The organism is Micromonospora sp. WMMD729 (genome assembly GCF_049315225.1).
Taxonomy (GTDB): domain Bacteria; phylum Actinomycetota; class Actinomycetes; order Mycobacteriales; family Micromonosporaceae; genus Micromonospora.
Map to the genome: position 1 here is coordinate 5917573 of NZ_CP186059.1, position 26493 is coordinate 5944065.

At 71.2% G+C, this 26493-nt stretch carries 27 protein-coding genes and 1 pseudogene; 18 read left to right on the forward strand and 10 right to left on the reverse strand.

Translation table 11 applies throughout. The features are described 5' to 3' along the window. Window positions 1-8 precede the first annotated feature (8 nt). Complete coding sequence (locus ACN263_RS27180; RefSeq protein WP_422740838.1) at window positions 9-806, forward strand: hypothetical protein; 798 nt, start codon at window positions 9-11, stop codon at window positions 804-806. A 9-nt stretch (window positions 807-815) separates the two neighbouring features. Here the strand turns inward: ACN263_RS27180 and ACN263_RS27185 are convergent, their stop codons facing one another. After that, entirely contained in the window at window positions 816-1403 is a 588-nt protein-coding gene (locus tag ACN263_RS27185; protein WP_422737093.1) for a TetR/AcrR family transcriptional regulator, read from the reverse strand. A 582-nt stretch (window positions 1404-1985) separates the two neighbouring features. Between ACN263_RS27185 and ACN263_RS27190 the strand changes: the two genes are divergently transcribed. Further along, complete coding sequence (locus ACN263_RS27190; RefSeq protein WP_422737094.1) at window positions 1986-2639, forward strand: NADPH-dependent F420 reductase; 654 nt, start codon at window positions 1986-1988, stop codon at window positions 2637-2639. Between the two features lie 61 nt (window positions 2640-2700). On the opposite strand, the gene ACN263_RS27195 is transcribed toward ACN263_RS27190, so the two are convergent. Together ACN263_RS27195 and ACN263_RS27200 are read right to left on the reverse strand one after the other, a co-directional pair. Next, window positions 2701-3384, reverse strand: a complete 684-nt coding sequence (locus ACN263_RS27195) for a response regulator transcription factor (RefSeq protein WP_039906992.1) — start codon at window positions 3382-3384, stop codon at window positions 2701-2703. 23 nt (window positions 3385-3407) lie between these two features. Beyond that, on the reverse strand, window positions 3408-4613 hold the full coding sequence (locus ACN263_RS27200) for a sensor histidine kinase (RefSeq protein ID WP_422740839.1): 1206 nt from the start codon (window positions 4611-4613) through the stop codon (window positions 3408-3410). Between the two features lie 227 nt (window positions 4614-4840). Between ACN263_RS27200 and phoU the strand changes: the two genes are divergently transcribed. Continuing rightward, complete coding sequence (gene phoU, locus ACN263_RS27205; RefSeq protein WP_422737095.1) at window positions 4841-5494, forward strand: phosphate signaling complex protein PhoU; 654 nt, start codon at window positions 4841-4843, stop codon at window positions 5492-5494. 54 nt (window positions 5495-5548) lie between these two features. Here phoU and ACN263_RS27210 read toward each other — a convergent pair whose 3' ends face one another. Then, a complete protein-coding gene (locus ACN263_RS27210; RefSeq protein ID WP_421473362.1) occupies window positions 5549-6316 on the reverse strand; it encodes a phosphoglyceromutase in 768 nt (255 codons plus the stop codon). Window positions 6317-6469: 153 nt separating this feature from the next. On the opposite strand from ACN263_RS27210, the gene ACN263_RS27215 reads away from it, so the two are divergent. Together ACN263_RS27215 and ACN263_RS27220 are read left to right on the forward strand one after the other, a co-directional pair. Then, a complete protein-coding gene (locus ACN263_RS27215) occupies window positions 6470-7747 on the forward strand; it encodes an MDR family MFS transporter (protein ID WP_422737096.1) in 1278 nt (425 codons plus the stop codon). Between the two features lie 78 nt (window positions 7748-7825). Next, complete coding sequence (locus ACN263_RS27220) at window positions 7826-9097, forward strand: MDR family MFS transporter (RefSeq protein ID WP_422737097.1); 1272 nt, start codon at window positions 7826-7828, stop codon at window positions 9095-9097. Between the two features lie 370 nt (window positions 9098-9467). On the opposite strand, the pseudogene ACN263_RS27225 reads toward ACN263_RS27220, so the two are convergent. From ACN263_RS27225 to mshA, 3 genes and pseudogenes are all read right to left on the reverse strand, one after another. Beyond that, window positions 9468-10286 (reverse strand): annotated as a pseudogene (locus tag ACN263_RS27225) (hypothetical protein); the annotation flags it as partial. A 578-nt stretch (window positions 10287-10864) separates the two neighbouring features. Continuing rightward, window positions 10865-11392, reverse strand: a complete 528-nt coding sequence (locus tag ACN263_RS27230) for a YbjN domain-containing protein (protein WP_422737098.1) — start codon at window positions 11390-11392, stop codon at window positions 10865-10867. Between the two features lie 54 nt (window positions 11393-11446). After that, entirely contained in the window at window positions 11447-12811 is a 1365-nt protein-coding gene (mshA, locus tag ACN263_RS27235; RefSeq protein ID WP_422737099.1) for a D-inositol-3-phosphate glycosyltransferase, read from the reverse strand. A 204-nt stretch (window positions 12812-13015) separates the two neighbouring features. Between mshA and ACN263_RS27240 the strand changes: the two genes are divergently transcribed. After that, window positions 13016-13780, forward strand: coding sequence for an SDR family oxidoreductase (locus ACN263_RS27240; protein WP_422737100.1), 765 nt, complete (start codon window positions 13016-13018; stop codon window positions 13778-13780). Between the two features lie 16 nt (window positions 13781-13796). After that, entirely contained in the window at window positions 13797-14594 is a 798-nt protein-coding gene (locus ACN263_RS27245; protein ID WP_422737101.1) for a class I SAM-dependent methyltransferase, read from the forward strand. A gap of 355 nt (window positions 14595-14949) precedes the next feature. On the opposite strand, the gene ACN263_RS27250 is transcribed toward ACN263_RS27245, so the two are convergent. Next, entirely contained in the window at window positions 14950-15975 is a 1026-nt protein-coding gene (locus ACN263_RS27250; protein WP_422740840.1) for a UDP-N-acetylmuramate dehydrogenase, read from the reverse strand. Between the two features lie 126 nt (window positions 15976-16101). On the opposite strand from ACN263_RS27250, the gene ACN263_RS27255 reads away from it, so the two are divergent. The 8 genes from ACN263_RS27255 to ACN263_RS27290 all read left to right on the forward strand — a co-directional run bounded on the left by ACN263_RS27255 (window position 16102) and on the right by ACN263_RS27290 (window position 24134). Next, window positions 16102-16860, forward strand: coding sequence for a maleylpyruvate isomerase family mycothiol-dependent enzyme (locus ACN263_RS27255; protein WP_422737102.1), 759 nt, complete (start codon window positions 16102-16104; stop codon window positions 16858-16860). Window positions 16861-17039: 179 nt separating this feature from the next. Beyond that, window positions 17040-18347: an ABC transporter substrate-binding protein gene (locus tag ACN263_RS27260; RefSeq protein WP_422737103.1), complete on the forward strand. Its 1308-nt coding sequence runs from the start codon at window positions 17040-17042 to the stop codon at window positions 18345-18347. A gap of 69 nt (window positions 18348-18416) precedes the next feature. Then, complete coding sequence (locus ACN263_RS27265; RefSeq protein WP_422737104.1) at window positions 18417-19457, forward strand: carbohydrate ABC transporter permease; 1041 nt, start codon at window positions 18417-18419, stop codon at window positions 19455-19457. Next, window positions 19454-20287 carry a carbohydrate ABC transporter permease gene (locus ACN263_RS27270; RefSeq protein WP_422737105.1) on the forward strand — a complete coding sequence of 278 codons (834 nt, stop codon included), beginning with the start codon at window positions 19454-19456 and terminating at the stop codon, window positions 20285-20287. The genes ACN263_RS27265 and ACN263_RS27270 overlap by 4 nt, the downstream gene beginning before the upstream one ends. After that, complete coding sequence (locus tag ACN263_RS27275; RefSeq protein ID WP_422737106.1) at window positions 20284-21663, forward strand: GH1 family beta-glucosidase; 1380 nt, start codon at window positions 20284-20286, stop codon at window positions 21661-21663. Before ACN263_RS27270 ends, ACN263_RS27275 begins: the two co-directional genes overlap by 4 nt. Before the next feature lie 19 nt (window positions 21664-21682). Next, a complete protein-coding gene (locus ACN263_RS27280) occupies window positions 21683-22690 on the forward strand; it encodes a LacI family DNA-binding transcriptional regulator (RefSeq protein WP_422737107.1) in 1008 nt (335 codons plus the stop codon). A gap of 132 nt (window positions 22691-22822) precedes the next feature. After that, the gene (locus ACN263_RS27285; protein ID WP_422737108.1) at window positions 22823-23236 is read left to right on the forward strand and encodes a RidA family protein; all 414 of its coding nucleotides are present in this window, start codon (window positions 22823-22825) and stop codon (window positions 23234-23236) included. A gap of 1 nt (window position 23237) precedes the next feature. Next, window positions 23238-24134 (forward strand): GNAT family N-acetyltransferase, encoded by an 897-nt coding sequence (locus tag ACN263_RS27290; protein ID WP_422737109.1) that lies wholly within the window; start codon window positions 23238-23240, stop codon window positions 24132-24134. Here ACN263_RS27290 and ACN263_RS27295 read toward each other — a convergent pair whose 3' ends face one another. Together ACN263_RS27295 and ACN263_RS27300 are read right to left on the reverse strand one after the other, a co-directional pair. Further along, window positions 24135-24395 carry a flavin reductase gene (locus ACN263_RS27295; RefSeq protein WP_422737110.1) on the reverse strand — a complete coding sequence of 87 codons (261 nt, stop codon included), beginning with the start codon at window positions 24393-24395 and terminating at the stop codon, window positions 24135-24137. Next, on the reverse strand, window positions 24392-24646 hold the full coding sequence (locus tag ACN263_RS27300; RefSeq protein WP_422737111.1) for a hypothetical protein: 255 nt from the start codon (window positions 24644-24646) through the stop codon (window positions 24392-24394). Before ACN263_RS27300 ends, ACN263_RS27295 begins: the two co-directional genes overlap by 4 nt. A gap of 197 nt (window positions 24647-24843) precedes the next feature. On the opposite strand from ACN263_RS27300, the gene ACN263_RS27305 reads away from it, so the two are divergent. The 3 genes from ACN263_RS27305 (at window position 24844) to ACN263_RS27315 (ending at window position 26111) form a co-directional block, all read left to right on the forward strand. After that, complete coding sequence (locus ACN263_RS27305) at window positions 24844-25590, forward strand: helix-turn-helix domain-containing protein (protein WP_422737112.1); 747 nt, start codon at window positions 24844-24846, stop codon at window positions 25588-25590. Next, on the forward strand, window positions 25587-25775 hold the full coding sequence (locus ACN263_RS27310) for a DUF397 domain-containing protein (protein WP_422740841.1): 189 nt from the start codon (window positions 25587-25589) through the stop codon (window positions 25773-25775). Before ACN263_RS27305 ends, ACN263_RS27310 begins: the two co-directional genes overlap by 4 nt. Before the next feature lie 147 nt (window positions 25776-25922). Continuing rightward, the gene (locus ACN263_RS27315; protein ID WP_422740842.1) at window positions 25923-26111 is read left to right on the forward strand and encodes a DUF397 domain-containing protein; all 189 of its coding nucleotides are present in this window, start codon (window positions 25923-25925) and stop codon (window positions 26109-26111) included. The last annotated feature ends 382 nt before the right edge of the window (window positions 26112-26493 follow it).

Here is a 26493-nt window from a genome sequence, read left to right on the forward strand (position 1 = left end):
GGGTGACGATGGAGCTCCGCGTGCTGGTGGACGACCCGGGCGACCCGCGCAGCCGCGAGGTCCCGCTGGACTTTCCCCGGGAGTGGATCGAGTTCGCCGACCCGGCGGACGAGACCCACCTGATCCGGGCCGACCTGACCTGGCTGCTCTCCCGCTGGACCTGCATCTTCGGCCGGGGCTGCCACGGCATCATCGCCGGCCGGGCCGCCGACGGCTGCTGCTCGCACGGGGCGTTCTTCACCGACTCGGACGACGAGAAGCGGGTCCGCCGGGCCGTCAAGCTGCTCACCCCGTCGACCTGGCAGCACTTCCAGCGCGGGTTCAAGAACTGGACCGACGAGGACACCATCGACGGCAAGAACCCGGCCCGCCGCACCGCCACTCAAGGCGCCGACGGGCCGTGCGTCTTCCTGAACGACGCCGACTTCGCCGGTGGCGGTGGTTGCGCGCTGCACGCCCAGGCGCTGCGCGACGGGGTGCACCCGCTCGAGTACAAGCCGGACGTCTGCTGGCAGCTGCCCATCCGCCGGGACCAGGACTGGGTGAAGCGTCCGGACAACACCAAGGTGCTGGTGTCCACGCTGTCCGAGTTCGACCGGCGAGGCTGGGGCGCCGGTGGGCACGACCTGGACTGGTGGTGCACCTCGTCGACGGATGCGCACGTCGGGACCGAGCCGATGTACCTGTCGTACGGCCCGGAGCTGACCGCGCTGATCGGCGTGGCAGCGTACGAGCGACTGGCCGAGCTGTGCGCCGCCCGGGTGCGGCAGGGCCTGGTCGCCCCCCACCCCGCCGACGATCTCTGAGTCTGGCGATCAGCTCCGTCGGTCGAGGGCGGCGGCGACGAGGGTGCGGGCGCTCTGCCGGGCCGCCTCGGCGATCGCCGGATCGCCGTCCAGCACACCGCTGGCGAGCCCACCGTCGATCAGCAGGGTGAGCTGCCGGGCGAGCAGCTCCGGGTCGGCCGCGCCGGCCTTGCGGGCCAGCTCGGTCACCCACGCCCGGACGACGGTCTTGTGCTCGACCGTCCGGGCGTGCACCGGGCCGTCGGCGGGCGACTCGGCGGCGGTGTTGATGAACGCGCAGCCGTGGTAGCCGTCCCGGCGACAGGCGCTGGCGAGGGCGTCGAACATCCCGACGAGCTGGTCGCGCGGCTCGTCACCGGCATCGCGGGCCGCCGCCCGTAACGCGCCGAACCACGCCTGGTCGACCCGGTCCAGGTACGCCAGCACCAGGTCGTCCTTGCGGGGGAAGTGCTTGTAGAGCGTCGCCTTGGCCACCCCCGACTCGGCGATCACCGTGTCCACCCCCACGCCGCGCGGGCCGTGCGCGTAGAACAGTCGGAACGCGGTGGCCAGGATCCGGTCCCGGGCCGAGCCGGCCGGCGTGCGCTGCGCGGACATCAACACTCCCTCGTCGCTGCTGGTGGCGGGCACGATTTTACAGACAGCTCCGTCTACAGACAGCTTCGTCTGCTACCGCTCGGTCTTCTGCCACTCGTCGGTCCGCCGCAGGGGCTGACGGTGTCCTCGACTCCTGTCGAGCTGCCCCAGATATGGGGCTGAACCAATGGGGCTGCGCCAGCGGGGCTGCGCAACCGGGGCTGCGCCGACGGAACTGAGCCAACGGAGCTGAGCCACCGAGGGTTCGGGCGAGCGGCCACGCGCCACCCGCGCACGCCCGCCCGCAACGCCCCACTTCTGGGGCAGCTCGACACGGGGCGAAGGACGGGCGCCATGCCGCGCCGCAACCGCGACCGAACCTCCGCCCCATTTCTGGGGCAGCTCGACACGGGGTGAGCGATAGGCACCCTCCCGCGCCGCACCGCAGCCCAACCCCCGCCGCCCCGAATCCGGGGCAGCTCGACACGGGCGAGGGACAGGTTCGATGCCGCCGTCCATGAGGGACAGCAATAGACAGACCTGTCTGTTAGTCTGCGGGCAACCGGCGCGAGGCCACCGCGCCCGAGTGGAGGATCGATCGACATGCGCATCGCAGTTCTCGGCACCGGCTCGGTGGGGCAGGCCATCGCGGCCCGCACGGCGGAGCTGGGCCACCAGGTCACCGTCGGCACCCGGGACGTCGCGGCCACCCGGGCCGGCGCGTACGCCGACTGGGCGGCCGCCCACCCCGAGGTCGGCCTGGCGACCATGGCCGCGGCGGCGGCCGACGCCGAGCTGGTCGTCAACGCCACCAGCGGCACCGCCTCCCTGCCGGCGCTCACCGCTGCCGGCGCGGCCAACCTGGCCGGCAAGGTCCTGCTCGACATCGCCAACCCGCTCGACTTCGGCGCGGGCTTCCCGCCCACCCTGACGGTGGACGACACCGAGTCCCTGGCCGAGCGGATCCAGCGGGAGTTCCCGCAGGCAAAGGTCGTCAAATCACTCAACACGCTCACCGCGGAGCTGATGGTGCACCCGCGCCAGCTCGCCGACGGCGAGCACAGCGTCTTCGTCTCCGGCGACGACACGGAGGCGAAGCGGATCGTCACCGACCTGCTCGTCAGCTTCGGGCACACCGACGTGATCGACCTCGGCGACCTCTCCACCGCCCGGGGCACCGAGATGCTGATGCCCCTCTGGCTGCGGCTCTACGGCCGACTCGACACCGCCATCTTCAACCTCAAGGTCGTCCGCTGACCCGATGCCCACAGCCCGAAGGGGCCCACGCCAGGCGCGTGGACCCCTTCGGATCGGCCGATCACGGCTCGAACTTGTAGCCCAGACCCCGTACGGTGACGATGAAACGCGGTGCCGACGGCTCCGGTTCGATCTTGGAACGCAACCGCTTGACGTGCACGTCCAGCGTCTTGGTGTCACCCACGTAGTCGGCACCCCAGACCCGGTCGATGAGCTGGCCACGGGTCAGCACCCGGCCGGCGTTGCGCAGCAACAGCTCCAGCAGCTCGAACTCCTTGAGCGGCAGCTGCACGGCCCCACCCTCGACCGTCACGACGTGCCGCTCGATGTCCATCCGCACCGGACCGGCGGCCAGTGTCGGAGCGCCCGCCTCGGCGACCTCCGGGCTCTGCCGCCGCAGCACCGCGCGGATGCGGGCGACCAGCTCGCGGGGGGAGTACGGCTTGGTGACGTAGTCGTCCGCGCCGATCTCCAGGCCGACCACCTTGTCGATCTCGCTGTCCCTCGCGGTGACCATGATGATCGGCACGGCCGAGCGCTGCCGGAGCTGCCGGCACACCTCGGTCCCCGACATCTCGGGCAACATCAGGTCGAGCAGCACGATGTCGGCGCCGGTCCGGTCGAACTCGGTGAGGGCGTCGGTGCCGGTCGCGGCGACCGATACCTCGAAGCCCTCCTTACGGAGCATGTACGACAGGGCGTCGGAGAACGACTCCTCGTCCTCGACCACCAGAACGCGGCTCAACGGGGATTTCCTTTCCATTGCTGTCAGACCTGCCGTAGCTCGGCCGGACCGGCCTCGATCCCAACCGGCGGCAGTGTCGCCAGCAGGTCGTCCGGTGGGCTGGCGGGCAACCGGAGGGTGAACGTCGACCCACCACCAAGAGTGCTCGACACCTCCACCCGACCGCCATGGTTGCTCGCGATGTGTTTCACGATGGCCAGGCCGAGCCCGGTGCCACCGGTGGCGCGTGACCGTGCCTGGTCGGCCCGGTAGAACCGCTCGAAGATCCGGTCCACGTCCGTCGGGGCGATGCCGATGCCCTGGTCGGCGACCGCGATCTCGACGTGCTCGTCGTCACCGCGGAGGGTGACCCGCACCGTGGTGTCCTCGCCCGAGTAGTTGATGGCGTTCTCCACCAGGTTCGCCACCGCCGTGGCGAGCTGACTGTCGCTGCCGTACGCCGTGAGGCCACGCTCGCCGTCGACCGTCACCTCGACGCCGCGCGCGGCAGCCGTGGTCCGGGTGCGGTCGACCACCTCGGCGATCACCCAGTCGAGCGCGACCGGCTCCGGTGGCGGCTGCGGCTCGGCGCCCTGGAGCCGGGTCAGCTCCAGCAGCTCCTGCACCAACCGGCCCAGCCGGGTTGACTCGTGCTGGATCCGTTCGGCGAACCGACGGGCGGCGACCAGGTCCTCGGAGAGGTCCGGTGCCGTGGCGTCGGCCGGCTCGGTGGCGTCCAGCAGCGCCTCGGCGAGCAGTTGCAGCGCCCCGATCGGGGTCTTCAGCTCGTGGCTGACGTTCGCCACGAAGTCGCGCCGGACCCGGGTCAGCCGGTGTGACTCGGTCACGTCGACGGCCTCGACGGCGATGAAGCCGTTCCCGAGACCCATGGCCCGCAGGTGCACGCCCAGCGGGTTCTCCCCCGCGCTGTCGCGGCCCCGGGGCAGATCCAGCTCGATCTCGCGCCGCACGCCGGTGCGCCGCACCTGACCCGCCAGGGTACGGATCAACGGGTGCGCCGCGATCGAACCGGGTGTGCTCCCGGTGCGCAACAGCCCCATGGCGCGGGCCGCCGGGTTGATCAGCACCGGCTCGTCGTCGTTGTCCAGTACCACGACACCGGCCCGGAGCGAGTCGATCGTCCGACGGCCGAGCCCGGCCTGCTGCTCGTCGGCTATCGCGGGCCTCCCTGTTCTCCAGCGGGACAGCAGGAGGCCGGCGACCAGTCCGGCCGCCAACGCCACGGCCACCACGACCGCCACCGCCCACTCCACTCGGCGATCGTAGGGTCATTGTTAACCTGGCTACCACACAGAACGGGACGAACCACCCTCACTTTCAGAAGTGTTCACCCCCACGTCTGGCGTCGTTCACCGTGGTTCATCCGGGGTCCGTCAACGCCCCCTACCGTTGGCGTCGCACCTGCTCAAACCCTGCGCCGGCACCAGTCGGCGGCGACCGACCACAGGACGTGATGATGCGCGACGAGTTCCGGGCCGACCTTCAGATCGTCAGCCAACTGCTGGTGGACATGGCGGAGGGCATCCGCGCCGCCATGCGCCAGGCAACCCGGGCCCTGCTCACCGCCGACCGGCAGGCCGCCGAGACGGTGATCGAGCGGGACGCCGAGATCGACGACCTCTACCGGCACGTCGAGGAGCGGGTGTGTGACCTGCTCGCCCGACAGGCGCCGGTCGCCTCCGACCTCCGGGCGATGATCACCGCGCTGCACGTGGCGGCGGATCTGGAGCGGATGGGCGACCTCGCCGAGCACGTGGCGAAGACCGCGCTGCGCCGGCATCCCTCCCCCGCCGTTCCGGCCGAGCTGCGGACGGTCTTCACCGAGATGTCCGAGATCGCCGACCGGATGGCCGGGAAGATCGGTTCGGTGCTGGCGAAGCCCGACGTGGACCTCGCCGCCGAGCTCGACCGCGACGACGACGCCATGGACGAGCTGCACAAGAGCCTGTTCGCGGTGCTGCTCGGCGACGACTGGCCGTACGGGGTGGAGACCGCGATCGACGCCACCCTGCTGGGCCGCTTCTACGAGCGTTTCGCCGACCACGCGGTGAACACCGGCGAGCACGTGATCTACCTGATCACCGGGGAGAACAGCCCGACCGCCAACTGATCGGATGTACGAGAAAGGGGGCCCCGCCGACGCGGGGCCCCCTTTCTGCGACGCTCAGCGGCCCTGGTTGGCGACCGCGGCGGCGGCTTCCTTCGCCGCCGTCGGGTCGAGGTAGGTGCCGCCCAGGGTGAGCGGGCGCAGCTGCGGGTCGAGGTCGTAGCGCAGCGGGATGCCGGTCGGGATGTTCAGCTTGGCGATCGCCTCGTCGGAGATCTGGTCGAGGTGCTTCACCAGGGCGCGCAGCGAGTTGCCGTGCGCGGCCACCAGCACCGTCCGGCCGGCCAGGATGTCCGGCACGATCGAGTCGTACCAGTAGGGAAGCATCCGCTCGACGACGTCCTTGAGGCACTCGGTACGCGGCATCAGCTCGGTCGGCAGCAGCGCGTACCGCGGGTCACCCACCTGCGACCACTCGTCGTCGTCGGCGATCGGCGGCGGCGGGGTGTCGTACGAGCGGCGCCAGAGCATGAACTGCTCCTCGCCGTACTCGTCAAGGGTCTGCTTCTTGTTCTTGCCCTGTAGGGCGCCGTAGTGGCGCTCGTTGAGCCGCCACGACCGGCGTACGGCGATCCAGTGCCGGTCGGCGGCGCTGAGCGCCAGCTCGGCGGTGCGGATCGCCCGGCGCATCACGCTGGTGTGGACGACGTCCGGCAGCAGGCTGTGCTCGCGCAGCAGTTCGCCGCCGCGCCGCGCCTCGCCCTCGCCCTTCTCAGTCAGGTCGACGTCCACCCAGCCGGTGAAGAGGTTCTTGGCGTTCCAGTCACTCTCGCCGTGCCGCAGCAGGACCAGCGTCCCGACGGTGGGCCCCTCGCTCGCAGTCATGCGGATCATCCTGCCTCAACCGGTTCGCGGACACGCGGGCACCCGTCGTGACGACCACCACGTGAAAAAGCGGATGACCTGCGATTCCGGCCAGCACTAGGGTTGTAAGGCGCTGTAGTCACATCGGTCATTACTTGCAAGCGGGGGCACCACGTGCGGACGATGCGGAGCTGGTTCCGGGACACCACCGGTGGCCTGCCGAGGACCTTCTGGTACCTGTGGTCAGGCACGCTGATCAACCGGCTCGGCTCGTTCGTCCTGGTGTTCCTCGCCATCTACCTGACCCAGGAACGCGGCTTCTCCCCCTCTCAGGCGGGCCTGGTGCTCGGGCTCTGGGGCGTCGGCGGCGCGGTCGGCACCACGGCGGGCGGGGCCCTCGCGGACCGGTGGGGCCGCCGGCCGACGCTGCTCACCGCGCACGTCGGCGCGGCGACCATGATGCTCGCCCTCGGGCTGGCCCGGGACCTCTGGGCGGTCGCGCTGGGCGCCCTGCTGCTCGGCATGTTCGCCGAGGCCGCCCGGCCGGCGTTCGGGGCCATGATGATCGACGTGGTGCCGGCGAAGGACCGGCTGCGCGCCTTCTCGCTCAACTACTGGGCCATCAACCTCGGCTTCGCCTGCGCCGCCATCCTCGCCGGTCTCGCCGCGCAGGCCGACTACCTGCTGCTGTTCGTGGTCGACGCGGGCACGATGCTGATCACCGCGCTGATCATCTTCGTCCGGGTACCGGAGACGCGCCACGGTGGGTTCACCGTCGCGGCGACGACGGCCCCGCGCGGCGCCCTGCGCACGATCCTCACCGACCGGGTCTTTCTCGGCTTCGTGACGCTGAACCTGTTCGCCGCGCTGGTTTTCCTCCAGCACATCTCGATGCTGCCGATCGCCATGGGCGACTCCGGCCTGAGCCCGGCCACCTACGGCTCGGTCATCGCACTCAACGGCCTGCTCATCGTCGTCGGCCAGCTCTTCGTGCCGCGGCTGATCCGGGGACGCAACCGGTCGCAGGTGCTCGCCCTGGCCGCCGTGGTGATGGGCGTCGGATTCGGGCTGACCGCGTTCGCGGGGAGCGCCTGGTTCTACGGACTGACCGTGTTGATCTGGACGGTCGGCGAGATGCTGAACTCGCCGTCGAACTCCACGCTGATCGCCGAGCTCTCCCCGGCCGAGCTGCGCGGTCGCTACCAGGGCGTGTTCGGCCTCTCCTGGCAGATCGCCGGCGCGAGCGCGCCCATCCTGGGCGGTCTGGTGCGCGAGCATGTCGGCAATGCGGCACTGTGGCTCGGCTGCGCCGCGATCGGGGTGCTCACGGCGGTGGCCCACCTGGCGTCCGGCCCTGCCCGGGAGCGCCGGGCCGCCGCGCTACGGCACGCCGCCGAGGCCGCGGCACCGGTCGGCGCGCGTGCGCCGCAGCCCGCCGAGGTTGCGGCCTGAGTCCGGTACGACCACCGCGGGCGGGCCCGACTACCGTTCCGAGGAAACGGTTAACAAACTGAACTGTCGGGAGGTCGCATGCACGCCCTGCGGCGTTGGTGGCACGACACCGCGGGCGGGCTCCCCGACTCCTTCTGGTACCTCTGGGCCGGTCTGCTGATCAATCGTGCGGGCGCTTTCGCGATGCTCTTCCTGTCGCTGTACCTCACCGACGCCCGGGGCGCCAGCGAAGCGGTGGCCGGCACGGTCGTCGGGGCGTACGGGGCCGGTGGGGCGGTCGGCGTGCTGTTCGGTGGGGTGCTGGCCGACCGGTGGGGTCGCCGGGCCACCCTGCTCGCCGCCCACCTGGCCACCGCCGCCCTGATGGTGGCGCTGGCCTTCAGCCGGCCCCTGCCGCTGATCGCGGCGTTCGCCGCGCTGGTCGGCGTCGCGCACTCCATGCCCGGCCCGGCGTTCGTCGCGGCGATCGTCGACGTGGTGCCCGCGGACCGGCGTTCGCGCGCGTTCAACCTGGAGTTCTGGGCGCTGAACCTCGGGATGGCGGTCGCCTCGCTGCTCGCCGGGCTGGTGGCCGAGGCGAGCTTCACCGCGCTGTTCCTGATCGACGCGGGCGCCACGCTGACCGCCGCCGCCGTCATCGGCTGGAAGGTTCCGGAGACCCTGCGCCGGGTCGCCCCTGCCGCCCGGACCAGCCTCCGGACGCCCGTCCGGCCCCGGCGGCCGGGACTGCTCACGGTCCTCAGCGACCGGATCTTCCTGGTCTTCGTCGGCCTCACCTTCGTGCTGGCCGTCCTCACCCTGCAGACCTCCACGATCATGCCGCTGGCGATGCGCGCGGACGGCCTCGGACCGTCGGCGTACGGCGTGGTGGTGGCGCTCGGCGGCGCGCTGATCGTGCTCGGGCAACTGTTCGTGCCCCGACTGATCGACCGACGCCGCAAGGCCGTCGTGCTGGCCGCCTCCTCCGCCCTGCTGGCGGTCGGCTTCGGAACGCTGGCCGTCGCCGACGACCTCGTCGTCTACCTGGGCGCGGCGGTGGTCTGGACGGCCGGCTCGATGCTCGCCGCCCCACCCAACGCGCAGATCAACGCGGATCTCGCGCCGCCGGACCTACGCGCTCGGTACCAGTCGGTTTTCTACCTGACCTTCCCCGCCGCGGCCTTCGTCGCTCCCATGCTGGGCGGGGTGAGCCTGCAGTTCCTCGGCGACCGGCACTGGCTCATCGTGGGCGGCTTGGGTCTGCTGGCCGCCGTCGGCCACCTGCTGGCCGGACCACAGCGCGAGCGGCACGTCGACGCGCTGCGCCGGGCCGCCGACCGGGAGCCGGCGGACCGGGTCCCGACAAGCTGACGGTACGACGGCAAAGCGCCCACCACATCCCAAAGGTCATGGTGGGCGCTCGCCGGTGGGGCCGGCGGCGGCGGGCAACACTCACCCCCGTAAGCATCGCCCGCTCACGCCGCCGGTCCAAACAGGTGGGCACCGTCCCCCAACGGTTGATCCACCCGTCCCCTCGCGCCTCGCCTGGTGCGCGGATCTGATCGATCCGCCGCTCCCCCGAACGTTTCCAAGCGTGGCGCGGCGCAATAAAGCTAGTTCGACCGCATTCTGGATTCAACCCAGAAGGGCTGTCTCGCCGGTCACAACTGGCGAGTATCCCCAGTTCGGGCCTCGGTCTGTGGCAACAGCCGACTACCCGTCGGGCATTCCCGCAAACACCTCAGCCGTCCTCACGATCGGGTGATTCCGTTCGGAAGAAGTTGCTCGGCCGGCCGTCCCGCAGCTGCTCCTGATAGATCAGATTGAGCCGGCGCAGATCAAAGGTGTGGAACCACTCATCCCAGGTGATCTCACGAATCCGGCTGCTTTCCCGGTATCCGGGGATGTTGAAGGTCAACACGCCGGCCCGGCCCTCCCGCTCGGTGCCCGCGATGGTCGCCGGCTTCGCGCCACGCGCCCGTGCCCACCGCTGGATGACCTCGTGGTTCGCGGTGATCAGGCTGCGCCCCGGCCGCTCCGGCCGGTCCGCGATCGACGCGATCACCTGCGAGCTGCGGACCGACCGTCCGGTGCCCCGCCCGGTCCGGATCCCACCGGCCGCCGTACCTGTCGACCGGCTCGCCGTGGCCCGCTTGGCGGGAGACGTGCTCTTCGCGGCAGTCGTGCTCCTGGCGGTCGCCCGCTTGGCGGGAGCCGTGCTCTTCGCCGTGGCCCGCTTCGTCGGTGCCGTACGCTTCGCCGCCGGTCGGGCCGACGCCTTCTTCGCGGGCGCCTTGCGCGCCGGAGCCGTCGTCCGCGCGGTCGCCGAGGTCCGGCGCGCCGCCGTCGACTTCGCCGCCGTCGTCCTCTTCGCCGTCGTCCTCTTCGCGGTGGTCTTCTTCGCGGCGGCCGACTTACGGGCCGCCGTCGACGTCCGTACGGTCGTCGTCTTCTTGGCAGCCGCCGTCTTCCGCGCCGGGGTGCTCTTGGCGGCGGCCGTCTTCTTCGCGGCGGCTCGCTTCGCCGGGGCGCTCTTGTTCGCGGGCGCGGCCTTCGCGCGACTCGGCGCCGCCCGCGTCGCCGACTTCTTCGTCGCGGCGGCCCGACCCGCCGACGCCCTGCTGCCGGATGCCCGGCCGGCCGGCCCGGTGCTGCGCCGACCCGCCCCACCGGCGTCCGAACGCATCGAACGCACCAACTGCTTCACCAGGTCGGGCTTGCGCATGGCGGAAATGCCGGAGACCCCGCGCCTGCGCAGTTGCCCCCGGATGTCGTCCACCCGCATCTGGGAGATCGCCGACTCGGACACTCCCGGCGTGCCCGGAGTCTGGTTGCCGGCCTGTCGTCTGGTTCGGGTCGCAGTCCCGCCGCGACCTGAGCTGTTCCGCTGAGCCATGGGACGCTCCGCTCCTCGACACTCCGTCCTCGGCGCGCGGGGGTCCCTGTGCCGCACCGCGCGCCGCGGCATACCCCGCAGGAGCAGCCCCAACCCCCAACCGCGCCCCGCCCCCACCCCCCAACCGCGCCGATCTTGCGCTTTCGGTTGTCGATATAACCCTTTATGCGCCTTGTGTCGCGACAGAAAGTGCAAGATCGCGGGGCGGGGCGGGGCGGGGCGGGGCGAGGCGGGGCGGGGCGTCAGGCAGGGTTGGTGGTGGGGGGTGGGGGTGGGGTGGAGGGTTCGAAGAGGTGGGCGAAGGCCGCCAGGTTCGCGGTCGACTCGCCGCGCTTGACGCGCCACTCGTACTCGCGCCGGATCGAGCTGCCGAAGCCGATCTCCAGCATCGTGTCGAAGGACTCGTCGGAGTAGGTGAGCACCGAGCCGAGCAGCCGGTCCAGTTCGTCGGCGTCCACGCCGGCCGGATTGACCCGCCCGGTCAGGTAGACGTCGCCGACCGCGTCGATGGAGAAGGAGACGCCGTACATCCGGGCGTTGCGCTGCAACAGCCAGGACCACAGCTCCTCGCGGCGCTCGTCGGGCTGGCGCATCACGAACGCCTCGATCCGCAGGGCGTGCTCGCCGACGATCAGGTTGCAGATCGTCTTGAGCTTGTGGGTGCCCGGCAGCGTCACCGCGTACGAGCCGGGACCGGTCGACTCCCAGGCCAGGTCACGGTCGGCGCAGACCGACTCGATCAGGGTCGCAAGATCGCTCTTCGGGCTCACCGGACCCACTCTACGACCGACCCGACCAACGCACCCGATGGCGAGCGCCCGGGGTCACCAGGAGCAGGACAGGGCCGGGTCGCAGGCCAGATCAGCGGCGAGCCGGGCCCGACGCGCGGCGATCGCCTCGCCGTACACGTCGAGCAGCCCCGACACCGTCTGGTCCCAGGAGAAGTGCCGGGCGTGCTGCGCGGCGCCCCGGGACAGCCTGGCCCGCAGTGCGTCGTCCGGCAACAGGCGACTCAGCGCGCGGGCCCAGTCCACCGGGTCGTGCCCGTCGATGAGCACCCCGCTCACCTGGTCCCGGACGGCGGTGACCAGGCCACCGACTGCGGCGGCCAGCACCGGCGTACCGCAGGCCTGAGCCTCCAGGGCGACGAGGCCGAAGGATTCGTTGTGCGACGGCACCGCGACCAGGTCGGCGGCCCGGTAGAGGGCGGGCAGGTCGTCGCCGGTACGCGGCGGCAGGAAGACCACCCGATCGGTGACACCGAGCGTCGCGGCCAGCTCGATCAGGGCGGTCGGCCGGTCCAGGCCGCTACCGCTGGGGCCGCCGCAGATCACCACGGTCACCTCGTCGGCCAGGGCGGGGTCCCGCTCGCGCAACGCGGCGACGGCGCGGATCAACACGTCCGGTGCCTTGAGCGGCTGGATCCGGCCGACGAAGGCCACCACGTACCCGTCGACCGGCAGTCCCAGCCGGCGGCGGGCGGCGCGGGCGGCCACGGCGCGCTCGCCCGGCGCGGGTCGGAACCGGGCCAGGTCGACGCCCGGCTGCACGACGGTCACCTGGGTCGGGTCGGCGTCGTACCGCTCGACGAGGTCGCGGGCCTCCACCCGGGTGTTGGCGACCAGCCGGTCCGCCTCGGCGACGACCTGCTCCTCGCCGATCACCCGGGCCTTCGGCTCCGGCCGGTCGTCGGCGGCGAGCTGAGCGTTCTTGACCTTGGCGAGGGTGTGCGCGGTGTGCACGAGCGGCACACCCCAGCGTTCCTTCGCCAACCAGCCGACCTGACCGGAGAGCCAGTAGTGGGAGTGGATGAGGTCGTAGTGCCCGGGCGGGCGGGACGCCTCGGCCCGCAACACCCCGGCGGTGAAGGCGCAGAGCTGCCCGGGCAGCTCCTCCTTGGTCAGCCCTTCGAGCGGGCCGGACATGATGTGCCGGACCTGCACACCGGGGGCCATCTCGACCACCGGGGGAAGTTCGCTCGAGGTGGCCCGGGTGAAGATCTCCACCTCCACGTCGGCCTCGGCGAGCCGCCGGGCGACCTCGAGGATGTATACGTTCATCCCCCCGGCGTCGCCCGTCCCGGGCTGGTGCAGGGGGGATGTGTGTACGGAGAGGGTGGCGATGCGGCGCGGCCGCGGCCACGGTCGGGCACCTCGCTGACGACCGACACCGGTGTGCAGTTCCGCCACGTCCGCTCCTTCTGTCACGGTTAATGCCGTCACGCACGACCGGCGCTTCTCGGTCAACCTGTACGCCGGATGTCATCTTCCCCATCGGGCTACGGAAATGCCTCAGCGCAGCCGCCCGGCGTGACGGACCTCATCACCGGGCTCCGTCGACGCTGCCGTACGCCCGGTCGGGATCGGCGGGGCGGCGCGGGTGACAATGGCCCGATGACCTCTGTCGCCATCGTCACCGGAGCGTCCAGCGGAATCGGCGCGGCCACCGCCCGCCGGCTCGCCGCCGAGGGCTTCCACGTGCTCGCCGCCGCCCGCCGGGCCGACCGGCTCGCCGGTCTCGTCGCCGAGATCGCCGCCACGGGCGGACAGGCCACCGCGGTGACCTGCGACGTCACCTCGGACGAGTCGGTGGCCGGGCTCGCCGAGGCCGCCGCGCAGGCGCCCGGGCCGGTCACCCTGCTGGTCAACAACGCCGGCGGGGCGCGCGGGCTGGACCCGGTGGAGTCCGGCTCGCTCGACGACTGGCAGTGGATGTACGACGTGAACGTGCTCGGCACGCTGCGGGTGACCCAGGCGCTGCTGCCGGCGCTGGAGGCGTCCGGCTCGGGGACCATCGTGGTGGTCTCCTCCACGGCCGGGCTCACCGTGTACGAGGGCGGCGGCGGCTACACCGCGGCGAAGCACGCCCAGACGGCCATCGCCGGCACGCTCCGGCTGGAGCTGTGCGGCCGACCGCTGCGGGTGATCGAGATCGACCCGGGGATGGTGAAGACCGAGGAGTTCGGTCTGGTCCGCTTCGACGGCGACGCCGAACGGGCCGCCGCCGTCTACGCCGGAGTGCCCGGGCCGCTGGTCGCCGAGGACGTGGCCGACTGCATCGCCTGGTGCGCCACCCGCCCGGAGCACGTGAACATCGACCGGCTGGTGGTCCGGCCGCGGGCGCAGGCGGCGCAACACAAGGTCCACCGGGTCTCCTGAGCCGGGCACAGGACCCATGAGCGGGGCGCCACGACGCCGACCCCTCGGCGTGGTCACCCGGGGCACGACCAACCCGAACCGGCTCCGCCGGGTGGACAACTGGATCGTGGAAACCTGCGCCGACCGGCTGCGGGCCGCGGACGATCCGCTGGTGGTGGACCTGGGCTACGGCGAGACGCCGGTCACCGCCGTGGAGCTGCGGGCCCGGCTGGCGTCGGGGGTGCGTCGGGACGTACGCCTGGTCGGGCTGGAGATCGACCCGGCGCGGGTGGCGGCCGCGACGCCGGCCGCCGACCCGCCCGGCCTGACCTTCGCCCGGGGTGGCTTCGAACTGGCCGGGCTGCGGCCGGTCCTGGTCCGCGCGTTCAACGTCCTGCGCCAGTACGACGAGAGCGACGTGCCCGACGCCTGGCGTACGATCACCGCCGCGCTCGCCCCGGGCGGGGCGCTCGTCGAGGGCACCTGCGACGAGCTGGGTCGCCTGGCGAGCTGGCTGCTCATCGACGCGGACGGCCCCCGGACGTTGACCCTGGCCGCGAAGCTCACCACCCTGGGCAGCCCCGCCGAGCTGGCCGAACGGCTACCCAAGGCGCTGATCCACCGCAACGTGCCGGGTGAGGCGATCCACGACCTGATCCAGGCGTTGGAGGACGCGTGGCGGACCGCCGCCCCGTACGCCACGTTCGGCCCCCGCCAACGCTGGGTGCGCGCGGTGACCCAGCTGAAGGCCGAGGGCTGGCCCGTCCTGGCTGGTCCGCACCGTTGGCGCCAGGGCGAGCTGACCCTCCCCTGGCCCCTCCCCACGCACCCCTGACCGCGCGCCCCCGACCCCGCGCACCCTCACCCCACGCACCCTCACCCCGCGCACCCACCCCGCGCACCCCGCCCCCGCCCCCGCCCCCGCCCCCGCCCCCGCCCCCGCGATCTTGCAGTTTCTGTCGTCACATCGCGGGCGAAAATGGACAAAGCGATGACAGAAAGTGCAAGATCGCGGGGGCGTGGCGCGCGGGGCGGGGCGTGACGCGGGCGCGAGGGCGCGCGGGGGGCGCGGGGGCGCGGGACGAGCGCGGGCGCGCGGGGGCGCGGGGGCGCGGGCGCGGGCGCGGGCGCGCGGGGGCGCGGGGGCGCGGGCGCGGGCGCGGGCGCGCGCGGGGGGGGCGGGACGGGGGTTAGAGGGCGCAGTTTACGAGGACTGGTTCGGGGTGCAGGGTCACCCCGAAGCGGTCGTGTACCTCGTCGCGGATGGTGTTGGCCAGCGTCAGCAGGTCGCCGGTGTGGGCGGTGCCGCTGCGGTTGGTGAGGGCGAGGGTGTGCTTGCCGGAGATGGCCACGCCGCCGGGGCCGGGGTGGCCCTTGGCGAAGCCCGCCTTGTCGATCAGCCAGGCCGCACTCACCTTGACCATGCCGTCGGATCCGGGCCAAGCCGGCGGTTCGCCCAGTTCGGCGGCGCGTTCGCGCAGCAACGCGTACGTCGCCTGGTCGAGCACGGGGTTGGTGAAGAACGAGCCGACCGAGCGGGTGTCCGGGTCGGTGGCGTCGAGCACCATGCCCTTGCCGGCCCGCAGTCGCAGCACCGCCGCGCGCGCGTCGGCCAGCGGCACCTGATCGCCCACCTCGACACCGAGCGCCCGGGCCAGTTCGGCGTAGCGCACCGGGCCGGACAGCGGCGAGCGGCTGAGCCGGAAGTCGACCGAGAGCACCACCCAGCGGTCCTGGTACTTGAAGATGCTGCCCCGGTAGGCGAACCCGCAGTCGGCGGCGGGGACGGTCCGGCGGGTGCCGTCGAGGCGGTCGTACACCTCGACGCCGGTAATCGTCTCGGCGACCTCCTGGCCGTACGCGCCGACGTTCTGGATCGGGGTGGCGCCGGTCGAGCCGGGGATGCCGGAGAGGCATTCCAGGCCGGCCCAGCCGTTGCGGACGGTGGTAGCGACCAGGTCGTCCCACGGCTCGCCGGCCTCGACACGTACAGTGACGGACTCGGCGTCCTGACTGAGAACCCGCAGGCCACCCGAGCGCACCAGCACGACCGTGCCGGGGAAGCCGGCGTCGCCGATCACCACATTGCTGCCACCGGCCAGGACGAGGATCGGCTCGTCCGCGGCCCGAACCGCCCGGATGATCTCGTCCGCGCTGGTCGCGGCCACGATCCGCCCGGCCGGCCCGCCCATCCGTAGCGTGGTGTAGTCCGCCAAGGGACCCGGAATGGGACGATCGGCTTCGGTTGTCGGCTGGGCGGAGGCGTCTGACACGTCTTTCACTTTAGGCTGATGGGCAGCCGCGGCACCCACTGGTGGCCCGGCACCCCCGGGAGGATGGCGATGAGCAGAGTGCAGGGCAGCAAGGATTTCTGGATTGGGGCGCTCCGGGCCGAGGGTCCGGCGTTCGCCGCGGCGGTTGCCGAGGCACCGCCGGAGACACCGGTGCTGTCCTGTCCCGGCTGGACGGTCAATGATCTCACCCTGCACCTCGCGGGCATCTACCACTGGGTTTATTCGTTCGCCGGATCGGGGAGCACGGAGGCACCACCCCGCCGGGAGGCGTCCGAGGCGCCGTCCGGGGTGAGCGCGCTCCAGCTCTGGCAGCACGGGTACGACCAGTTGATGACCCTGTTCGACGGGCTCGACCCGGAGGCGCCGGCGTGGAACTGGGCCCCGCAGCCGAAGAAGGCCGGTTTCTGGCCGCGCCGGATGGCGCACGAGACGGCGGTGCACCGCTGGGACGCCCAGCTCGCCATCGCGGCCGGCGAGCCGGTCGAGGCCAAGCTCGCCGCCGACGGGGTGAGCGAGGTGTTGGACACCTGGTTGCCGGCCGGCCGGCGGCAGGTGAAGGGCGACTGGCACGGGGTGGTCCAGCTCGCGGCGACCGACGCGGACCAGGAGTGGTACCTGCGGCTGCGCGGTCAGGGCGTGGCACTGCTCGACACGGCGACGATCTTCGACCACGACGACCACCACGCCCGTGCCCAGGTCAGCGGCACGGCGAGCGACCTGCTGCTGGCGCTCTGGGGCCGGGTCAGCTTCGAGACGCTGGACGTCACGGGCGATCGTGCGCTGCTGGACGGGCTGCGCACCGGCTGATCTCACGCCACCACGCGTGACGAGGGCGTCACCCCGATGGGGGTGACGCCCTCGTCGCATGGCGGGACAGATTCGTGAGAGCGCTCTCTTGACAGCGTGCGGGTGACCCACCACGCTGGCGTGAGAGCGCTCTCTTGGCCTTCTGCCACCACCTCATCACGTTGAGAGAGGTCCATACGATGGCTGTCCTTCCGCGCCGCCGCCTCGCCGCGGTGGCCCTCGCCGCAACGACCGCCCTGCTCGTCACCGCCGGCTGCGGCGGCGGTGACGACGCCGACGCGGGCGGTCCGATCACGCTGACCGTCGACGTCTTCGGTCAGTTCGGCTACGACCAGCTCTACCAGGAGTACATGGCCGCGCACCCCGACGTGAAGATCGTCGAGCGGGGCACCGGCAGCAACCTCGACGAGTACTCACCGAAGCTGACCCAGTGGCTCGCCGCCGGCCGGGGCGCCGGCGACATCGTGGCCATCGAGGAGGGCCTGCTCGTCGAGTACAAGGCGAACCCGAACAACTTCGTCAACCTGCTGGACCACGGCGCCGCCGACCTCAAGGGCAACTTCCTGGAGTGGAAGTGGAACGCCGGCCTGACCGCCGACGGCAAGCAGCTCATCGGCCTCGGCACCGACGTCGGCGGCATCGCCATCTGCTACCGCAAGGACCTTTTTGAGAAGGCCGGCCTGCCCACCGAGCGGGACGAGGTGTCGAAGCTCTGGCCCACCTGGCAGGACTACATCGCCACCGGGGAGAAGTTCGTCGCGGCGAAGACCGGGGCGTCCTTCCTCGACGCGGCCACCAACACCTTCAACACGATCCTGTTGCAGACCGCCGGCAACACCACCGGCTACAGCTACTACGACACGAACGGCAACGTCGTGGTCGACAGCAACCCGGCGGTACGACAGGCGTGGGACACCACGATGGACATCATCGACTCGGGCCTCTCCGGTAAGTACGGCTCGTGGTCCGAGGAGTGGGTGTCCGCCTTCAAGCAGACGAAGTTCGCCACCATCGCCTGCCCCGCGTGGATGACCGGGGTCATCGAGGGCAACGCCGGCCCGGCCGCCAAGGGCAAGTGGGACATCGCCCGGGTTCCCGGCAACGGCGGCAACTGGGGAGGCTCCCACCTGGCCGTACCGAAGCAGAGCAAGCACCAGGCTGAGGCCATCGAGCTGGCCAAGTTCCTCACCAGCGCCAAGGGCCAGATCGGGGCGTTCAAGGCCAAGGGGCCACTGCCGTCCTCGCCGCAGGCGCTCGACGACCCGGCGATCGCCCAGTCGACGAACGCGTACTTCTCCGACGCGCCGGTCGGGATGATCTTCGGCACCGGCGCGAAGAGCCTCAAGCCGGTCTACATGGGCCCCAAGAACCAGGCCGTGCGGACCGAGGTGGAGAACGCCGTACGGACCGTGGAGCTGGGCCAGCGCAGCCCGGCGCAGGGCTGGACGGACGCGGTGACCAACGCGAAGAAGGCCGCCGCCAAGTAGCCCGAGCCAGCGTGCGGGCGGACTCCGGGAGCCGGGTGCCGCCCGCACGACGGAAAGGAGTTTCCGGGCATGACGGTCCAGCTCGACGCCCGACCACCGGTCGCACCGGCGACCAAAGCCCGCCGACAATCGTCGGGCCGGCTCAGCCGCCTCGACACCCGCTACTCGCCGTACCTCTACATCGCCCCGTTCTTCCTGCTCTTCGCGGTGTTCGGGGTCTACCCGCTGGCGTACACCTTCTGGGTCTCGCTGCACGACTGGGACCTGCTCGGCAGCGAGCACCCGTTCGTGGGCGCGGAGAACTACACCCGGCTGCTCGCCGACCCGGACTTCTGGCACGCGCTGGTCAACACGCTCGGCATCTTCGTCATCTCGACGGTCCCCCAGTTGCTCGCCGCGCTGTGGCTGGCCAACCTGCTGAACCGCGGGCTGCGGGGGCGTACGGGCTGGCGGATGGCGGTGCTCGTGCCCAACGTCACCTCCACGGCCGCCGTGGCGATCGTCTTCGGGGTGCTCTTCGGCCGCGAGTTCGGCATGGTCAACTGGCTGCTCGACCTGGTGGGGCTGGACGCGATCGAGTGGAAGTCCAACCGGATCGCCTCCTGGGTGGCGATCTCCGCGATGGTCGACTGGCGGTGGACCGGCTACAACGCGCTGATCCTGCTGGCCGCGATGCAGGCCATCCCCCGCGACCTCTACGAGGCGGCGGCGATCGACGGCGCGAGCCGGGCCCGACAGTTCTGGTCGGTCACCGTTCCGCTGCTCAAACCGACGATCATCTTCTGCACCATCATCGCCACCATCGGCGGCCTCCAACTCTTCACCGAGCCCCGGATGTTCCACTCCGGCACCAACCCGATCCGGGGCGGACCGCTGCGCGAGTCGCAGACCCTGACCATGTACATGTTCGAGAACGCCTTCGCGCCGCACTACAACTTCGGGTACGGGTCGGCGGTGGCGTGGTTGCTCTTCGCGCTCATCGCCCTCGTCGCGGCCGTCAATGTGCTGGTCCTGCGCCGCCTCGGCGGCTCAGCCGGCAGCGGCAAAGGCGGCACAGCTGGCACCGGTCGAAGCGGCTCGTCCGGCACCGGCAGGAAGGGAACCCGATGAGTCGGCTCTGGCGGGCCAGTCCGCTCACCTACTTCGCCCTGATCGTCGCGGCAGTCCTGTCGATCTTCCCGATCTGGTGGATGTTCGTCGTCGCGAGTCGTACCAGCGACGCGATGGGCCAACTGCCGCCTCCGGTCACGCCGGGCAACAACCTGGGCGCCAACATCGCCCGGCTGTTCGACAACACCGACGCGTACTTCCTGACCGGCCTGATCAACTCGGTGATCGTGGCGACCACGGTCACCGTCTCGGTGGTGTTCTTCTCCAGCCTGGCCGGGTTCGCCTTCGCCAAGCTGCGCTTCCGGGGTCGCAACGCGCTGCTGTTGGTGATCATCGCGACCATGATGGTGCCCACGCAGCTCGGCGTGATCCCGCTCTACCTGCTGATGACGAAGTTGCAGTGGAACGACCGGCTGCCCGCGGTGATCGTCCCCGTGCTGGTCACCGGGTTCGGCGTGTTCATGATGCGGCAGTACGCCGGCCAGGCCATCAGCGACGAGCTGATCGAGGCCGCCCGGATGGACGGCTGCGGCACCGCCCGCATCTGGTGGCACGTCGTGCTGCCGGCGCTGCGCCCGGCCGCCGCCGTGCTCGGCCTGCTCACGTTCATGACCACCTGGAACGACTTCCTGTGGCCGTACGCTGTGCTGAACGACCCGGCCAACCCGACCGTTCAGCTCTCCCTACGGGCGTTGTCCGACGGGTACTACCAGGACATGTCGCAGGTGTTCACCGGCACGGCCATCGCGACGCTGCCCCTGTTGCTGGTCTTCGTGCTGTTCGGTCGCCAGATCATCGGCGGGATCATGGAAGGTGCGGTCAAGGCGTGAACGAGATCCGATTTCCGGAACATTTCCTCTGGGGAGCGGCCACCGCCGCGTACCAGATCGAGGGCGCGGCCCGCGACGACGGTCGCGGTCCGTCCATCTGGGACACCTTCTGCCGTACGCCCGGAAAGGTCTACCAGGGCCACACCGGCGACGTCGCCTGCGACCACTACCACCGGTACGCCGACGACGTGGCCCTGATGGCCGAGCTGGGCCTGCGGGCGTACCGGTTCTCGGTCGCCTGGCCCCGGATCCAGCCCGACGGCAGCGGCCCGGTCAACCCGCGCGGGCTCGACTTCTACGACCGGCTCACCGACACCCTGCTGGCCCGGGGCATCGACCCGATCGTCACCCTCTACCACTGGGACCTGCCGCAGAGCCTCGAGGACCGGGGCGGCTGGACCAACCGGGAGACCGCCGAGCACTTCGCGACGTACGCCACCGCCGTCCACGCTCGCCTGGGCGACCGGATCGACACCTGGACCACCCTGAACGAGCCGTGGTGCTCGGCCTACCTCGGGTACGGCAACGGGGTACACGCCCCGGGTGCGCGGGACGGGGCGGCGGCCTTCACCGCCGTACACCATCTGCTTCTGGCGCACGGCCTGGCGGCGCGGGCGCTGCGCGCGGCCGGCGCGCGCAGCGTCGGCATCACCATCAACCCCGCTGATGTACGACCGGCGGACCCGCAGAGCGCGGCGGACGCGGCCGCCGTCCGGCTGGTCGACGGCCTGCACAACCGGATCTTCCTGGATCCGTTGCTGGCCGGCGGCTACCCCGACGACGTCCGCGAGCACGTGGCGCGGATCGTCGAGCCGACGTTCATCCACGACGGCGACGAGAAACTGATCGCCGCCCCGATCGACCTGCTCGGGCTCAACTACTACGCGCCCACCTACGTGGCGGGGCGGCCGGACGGCGACGGTGACGGCGCGTACCCGGGGACCGAGGGGGCGGTGCACTTCCTGCCGCCCAGCGGACCGCTCACCGACATGGGCTGGATGATCGAGCCGGCCGGGCTGACCCGGCTGCTGGAACGGATCGCCGCCGACTATCCGGGCGTGCCGCTGCTGATCACCGAGAACGGCGCGGCGTTCCCCGACAAGGCCGGCGCCGAGTCCCCCGAAGGGCTGGGACAGGTGATCGACAACGACCGGATCGCCTACCTCGACGGGCACCTGCGGGCCGCCCACGAGGCGATCTCCCGGGGCGTTGATCTGCGCGGGTATCTCGTATGGTCATTGTTGGACAACTTCGAGTGGGCGGAGGGTTACCGCAAGCGGTTCGGGATCGTGCACGTCGACTACCTGACCCAGCGGCGCACACCGAAGGCCAGCGCCCGGTGGTACCAGGAGGTGATCTCCCGGAACGGGCTGTGACGAGCGGGGGGCGGTCACGATGACGACGGCGCAGCGGCCGACGCTGGAGGCGGTGGCGGCACGGGCCGGGGTGTCCAGGGCCACCGTCTCCCGGGTGGTCAACGGCTCCACCACCGTCGCCGAACCGATCCGGGAGGCCGTCAAGCGGGCGGTCGCCGAGTTGGGGTACGTGCCCAACCTCGCCGCCCGCAGCCTCGTCACCCAGCGCACCGACTCGATCGCCCTGGTCATGCCGGAGGCGGCCACCCGGGTCTTCTCCGACGACCAGGTCTTCCCGGGCATCATCCGGGGCGTCAGCCAGGAGTTGGAGGCCGCCGACAAACAGTTGGTGCTGATGCTGGCCGGTTCGCCGGCCGGGCACCAGCGGGTCGAGCGGTACACCACCGGCCGGCACGTCGACGGGGTGCTCTTCGCCTCGCTGCACGGCGCCGACCCGCTGCCCGGCACGCTGGCCCGCCTCGGCATCCCCGTGGTGGTCAGCGGCCGGCCGCTCGGCGACGTACCCGTGCCGTACGTGGACGTCGACCACGTCGGCGGGGTCACCGCCGCCGTCCGGCACATGATCGACAGCGGTCGGCGGCGGATCGCCACCATCGCCGGCCCGCAGGACATGGTGGCCGGCATCGAACGGCTGAACGGCTACCGGGAGGCGGTCAGCACCGCCGGGCTGCCCGAGCTGGTCGCCGTCGGTGACTTCACCCGGGAGTCCGGCGCGGCGGCGATGCAGCAGCTCCTCGCCGACCACCCCGACCTGGACGGGGTCTTCGCCGCCTCCGACCTGATGGCGCACGCCGCCCTGCGGGCGCTGCACGCCGCCGGCCGGCGGGTGCCGGAGGACGTGGCGGTGGTCGGCTTCGACGACATCGAGACCGCCGCGTACACCGAACCGCCACTGACCACCGTCCGGCAGCCGATCGTGGAACTCGGCCGCCGGATGACCCGGCAACTGCTCCGCCTCGCCGCCGGCGAAGCGATCGAACCGGCCGTCATGCTGGACACCGAGCTGATCATCCGCACGTCGGCGTGACCCGCTTCAAGATCCGCGCAACTTCAGTGTTGTTGCTGCTTCCCGGCGTCGGGAGGCAGCAACAACCCTGAACTTGCTGCCTGCCCCGTTAATGCGTCGCCGCCGTGCGCGATCGTCGTTAGCCTCGCCGGCATGCCGGATCCTGTCGCGCTGCTGCACGTACCCGCTCTCTCCGACGTCGCCGAGTACGCCTACGCGGCGACCGTCGAACCGCCCGCCCGCCTGGTGTTCACCGCCGGCGCGTGCCCGCTGGACGCCGAGGGTCGTACCGTTTCGCCGGGCGACCACGCCGCGCAGGCCCGGCAGGTGATGGCGAACCTGGAGACCGCCCTCGGCACGGCCGGCGCGCGGCTCACCGACGTCGTCAAGACCACCGTGTACGTGGCATCGTCGCGCCAGGCGGATCTGGTGACCGTCTGGGAGGTGGTCCGGGACTTCTTCGGCGACCACGACCCGCCCAGCACCCTGCTGGGGGTGGCCGTGCTCGGCTACAGCGACCAGCTCGTCGAGGTCGAGGCCGTCGCCGCCGTACGGACGGGGGCCTGACATGCGCATCCGCAAAGCCCGGCCGGACGACGCCGCCGCCGTGGTGGCGCTACGGGCGATCGTCCATCCGTACCTGGTACGCGGAGTCGAGTCGACCCGCAAGATGCTGGCCGAACCGCCGCCGCACGAGGGCTGGATCGCATTCGTGGCCGAGGTCGACGGCCAGGTGGTCGGCTGGACGTCCGCCGAGCCCACCACGTCGACGTCGGTGCAGGGCTTCGGTGACGTCAACATGCTGCACGTACACCCCGACCACCGCCACCGGGGCATCGGGACGGCGCTGCTGACCGCCGCGACCGACCACCTCCGCCCTCTCGGGGTTCGCCGCGTCCGCACCATGGCCACGGCAGACTCGCTGCCCTTCGCCAGCCGGCACGGCTTCACGCCCAGCCGCGAGGTGCGCTACTCGGCGCTGGACCTGACCCCGCCGCCCGCGCTGCCCGAGCCGCCTCCGGGCGTACGGCTGCGGCCGATCGCCGACCTGGACCCGCACCTGCTCTACGCGGTCGACGTCGCCTCGGCCGTCGACGAACCCGGTGACGTGCCCGTGGACGCGGTCACCTTCGAGAGCTGGCGGCAGGACGTGTGGGACAACCTCGGACTGGACAAGACGGCGAGCATCGCCGCCGAGGTCGACGGCGAGTTGGCCGCGTTCAGCCTGGTCAAGCGGGACGGGGACCGGATGTGGTCGGACTACACCTGCTCGGTCCCGGCGTACCGGGGTCGCGGGCTCGCCCGGCTGGCCAAGACGGCGGCGCTGCACAAGGCCGCTGCGACCGGGGTACGGATCGCGTACACCTCGAACGACGAGTCGAACGCGCCGATGCTGGCGATCAACGCCCGGCTGGGCTATCGGCCCGTGACGACCCTCTGGGCCTGCCTGGCCGACCTGACCTGATCAGTCAGCTTGATTGCGTGGGCGCGTCCATTCCAGGAACCGCGCGACGTACACCGCCGGGTCCGGCCGCAGGCCCAGCCTCAGCGCGTCGGCGAACGCCTCCCGCGCGAGCGTGGTCAACATGAGCAGCATCCCGACCCGATCGCCACGCCAGCGGGACAGCAGCGACAGCCGCGCCGCCGAACACGGCCAATGGGCGCCGCAGCGGGTACAGCGCCAGTGCGGCAGGCCGGCGTGATGCGGGCGCGGTCGCGGGCTCATCGGGCGCACGTGGGCAGCCGGGTGTTCAACACCTGCACGCCTTCGCGCCGCACGTAGAGCTCACGCCGGGCAATCGCGTCACCGCGCGTCCCCAGCTCGTACGCGTCGAGCCACACCCACCCGTCGTACGTGTCCCACTCCAACTCGCGGATGACCCGCACGGTGATCGGGCGCAGAAACTGCACGCTCGCGGTCGCCGACAGGCGCAGCAGGTCGCCGGCCCGGAATGTCGCTCCTGGTGCTGCGGGCATGTCTTCCCCTCCGGTGGGCCAGGAGGGGCCGCCCCTGAGTGCTCGCCCACGGGACGGCCCCCGGGCTGACACCGCCGCCGGGGCTACACCTCCACCAGCAGCGCCGCTCACCTGACACACTGCCGATAGGAGCTGGACGGCTACACCCCGTAGATATACGTTTCATAGACGTGGGGGACGTCCAGCGGGAGGCGACCATGAATCAGGCGCTGCGCGCTGCGCTGGCGAACTCGGGTGAGACCGTTGAGAGTCTTGCCGAGCAGGTGGGAGTAGACCCGAAGACGGTCGCACGGTGGGTCTCGCCCGGCAGAGTTCCCCACCCCCGCCATCGAGCGGCGGCGGCGAGCGCCCTGGGGCTCGATGTAGAGGACATTTGGCCGGACGTTTTGAAGCGCCGTGAGCCGGCGTGGCTACGGCCGTGGGTCGAGACAGAGCTCCAGGCGACCGCACTCCGCGCCTTTCAGGTGTCTGTGATTCCCGGTCTGCTACAGACACCGGAGTACGCATCACTAGTCCTCAGCAGCGGGTTGTTGGACGCGGACGAGGTTGAGGGTTACGTGGAGACACGCCTCCGCCGACAGGCGGCGGTCCTCAACCGACGTAAGCCCCCGCTCTACATCGCGGTCATCGACGAATGCGCGTTGCGCCGCGGGGAGCCCGACATCATGCACCGCCAGCTGGACCATCTGATCGAAATGGCGCAGCGGTCCAACACCTTCCTTCATGTGTTGCCGCTTGACGCGGGCATGCATCCCGGACAAGCCGGACCGTTCGTCATTGCCACCACCGAGGATGGCGACGTCGGGTACCTCGACGATCAGGCATCCGGCCGGCTGACCAACGAGACAGCCCCGCTCTGGGCCATCTGGGATACGCTGCGATCAGTGGCTCTTCCACGCCGCCACACCATCGACTTTCTGAAGGCACGAACATGGCTGACCTGACCGGCGCCAAGTGGCGTACCAGCACCCGAAGCAGCTCTAACGGCGGCGACTGTGTCGAGGTCGCCGACAACCTTCCGGGTGTCGTCGCGGTTCGCGACTCAAAGGACCGCGATGGCGGCACCCTCCGGTTCGACCGGCACACCTGGCAGGGCTTCGTCGACATGGTGAAGACCGCCGCCCTCTGAGCCACCACATCAACGAAGACCCTCAAGATCACCCGGGGTCACTCGCTATTGACGCCGCTAACGTGCGAGGGCCTGGCATACCGTGAGACCCACAGCGCTTCCGCGCGACCAATCCGTCGATTTCCTGGGAGCCCGAAAATGGATGACCTGACAGGCACCCGTTGGCGCAAGAGCACCCGCAGCAGTTCCAATGGCGGCAACTGTGTCGAGGTTGCCAACAACGAGCCGGGCGTCGTCCTCGTCCGGGACACCAAGGACCGTGACGGCGGCACCCTCCGGTTCGACCGTCGCACCTGGCAGGCCTTCGTTGACAAAGCGAAGACCACCGCCCTCTGAGCAGCCACATCGAGAAAGATCATCGGGATACCGGGGTCTTTCGTATGCCGTCGGCGGCAACGGCTGACGACTAGCCAGCCAAGCCTGGGCGGCGTCGAAAACCTCGTGGGCCTTGGCATGGGTGTCCGCCCCGAAGAGCACCAGACGCGCCTTGGTCGCCGCCGGAGAGTGGCCAGGCGAAGCACCGAGAACGCCTGGGGCCACCGCGTACAGCAGTTGTTCCTGGCGGCGCGAACAGCGTGCCGACAGTACGCGAACGGGTCGTCGTCGCCGGAGACGCAGCGCTCACGACCCCGACGATCAGATCGCGGCGACTCTCGCCGACCTGGGCACCCCACCGACGGCGGAGAAATTCGCCCCGACTGCAACACTGCACGGCTAG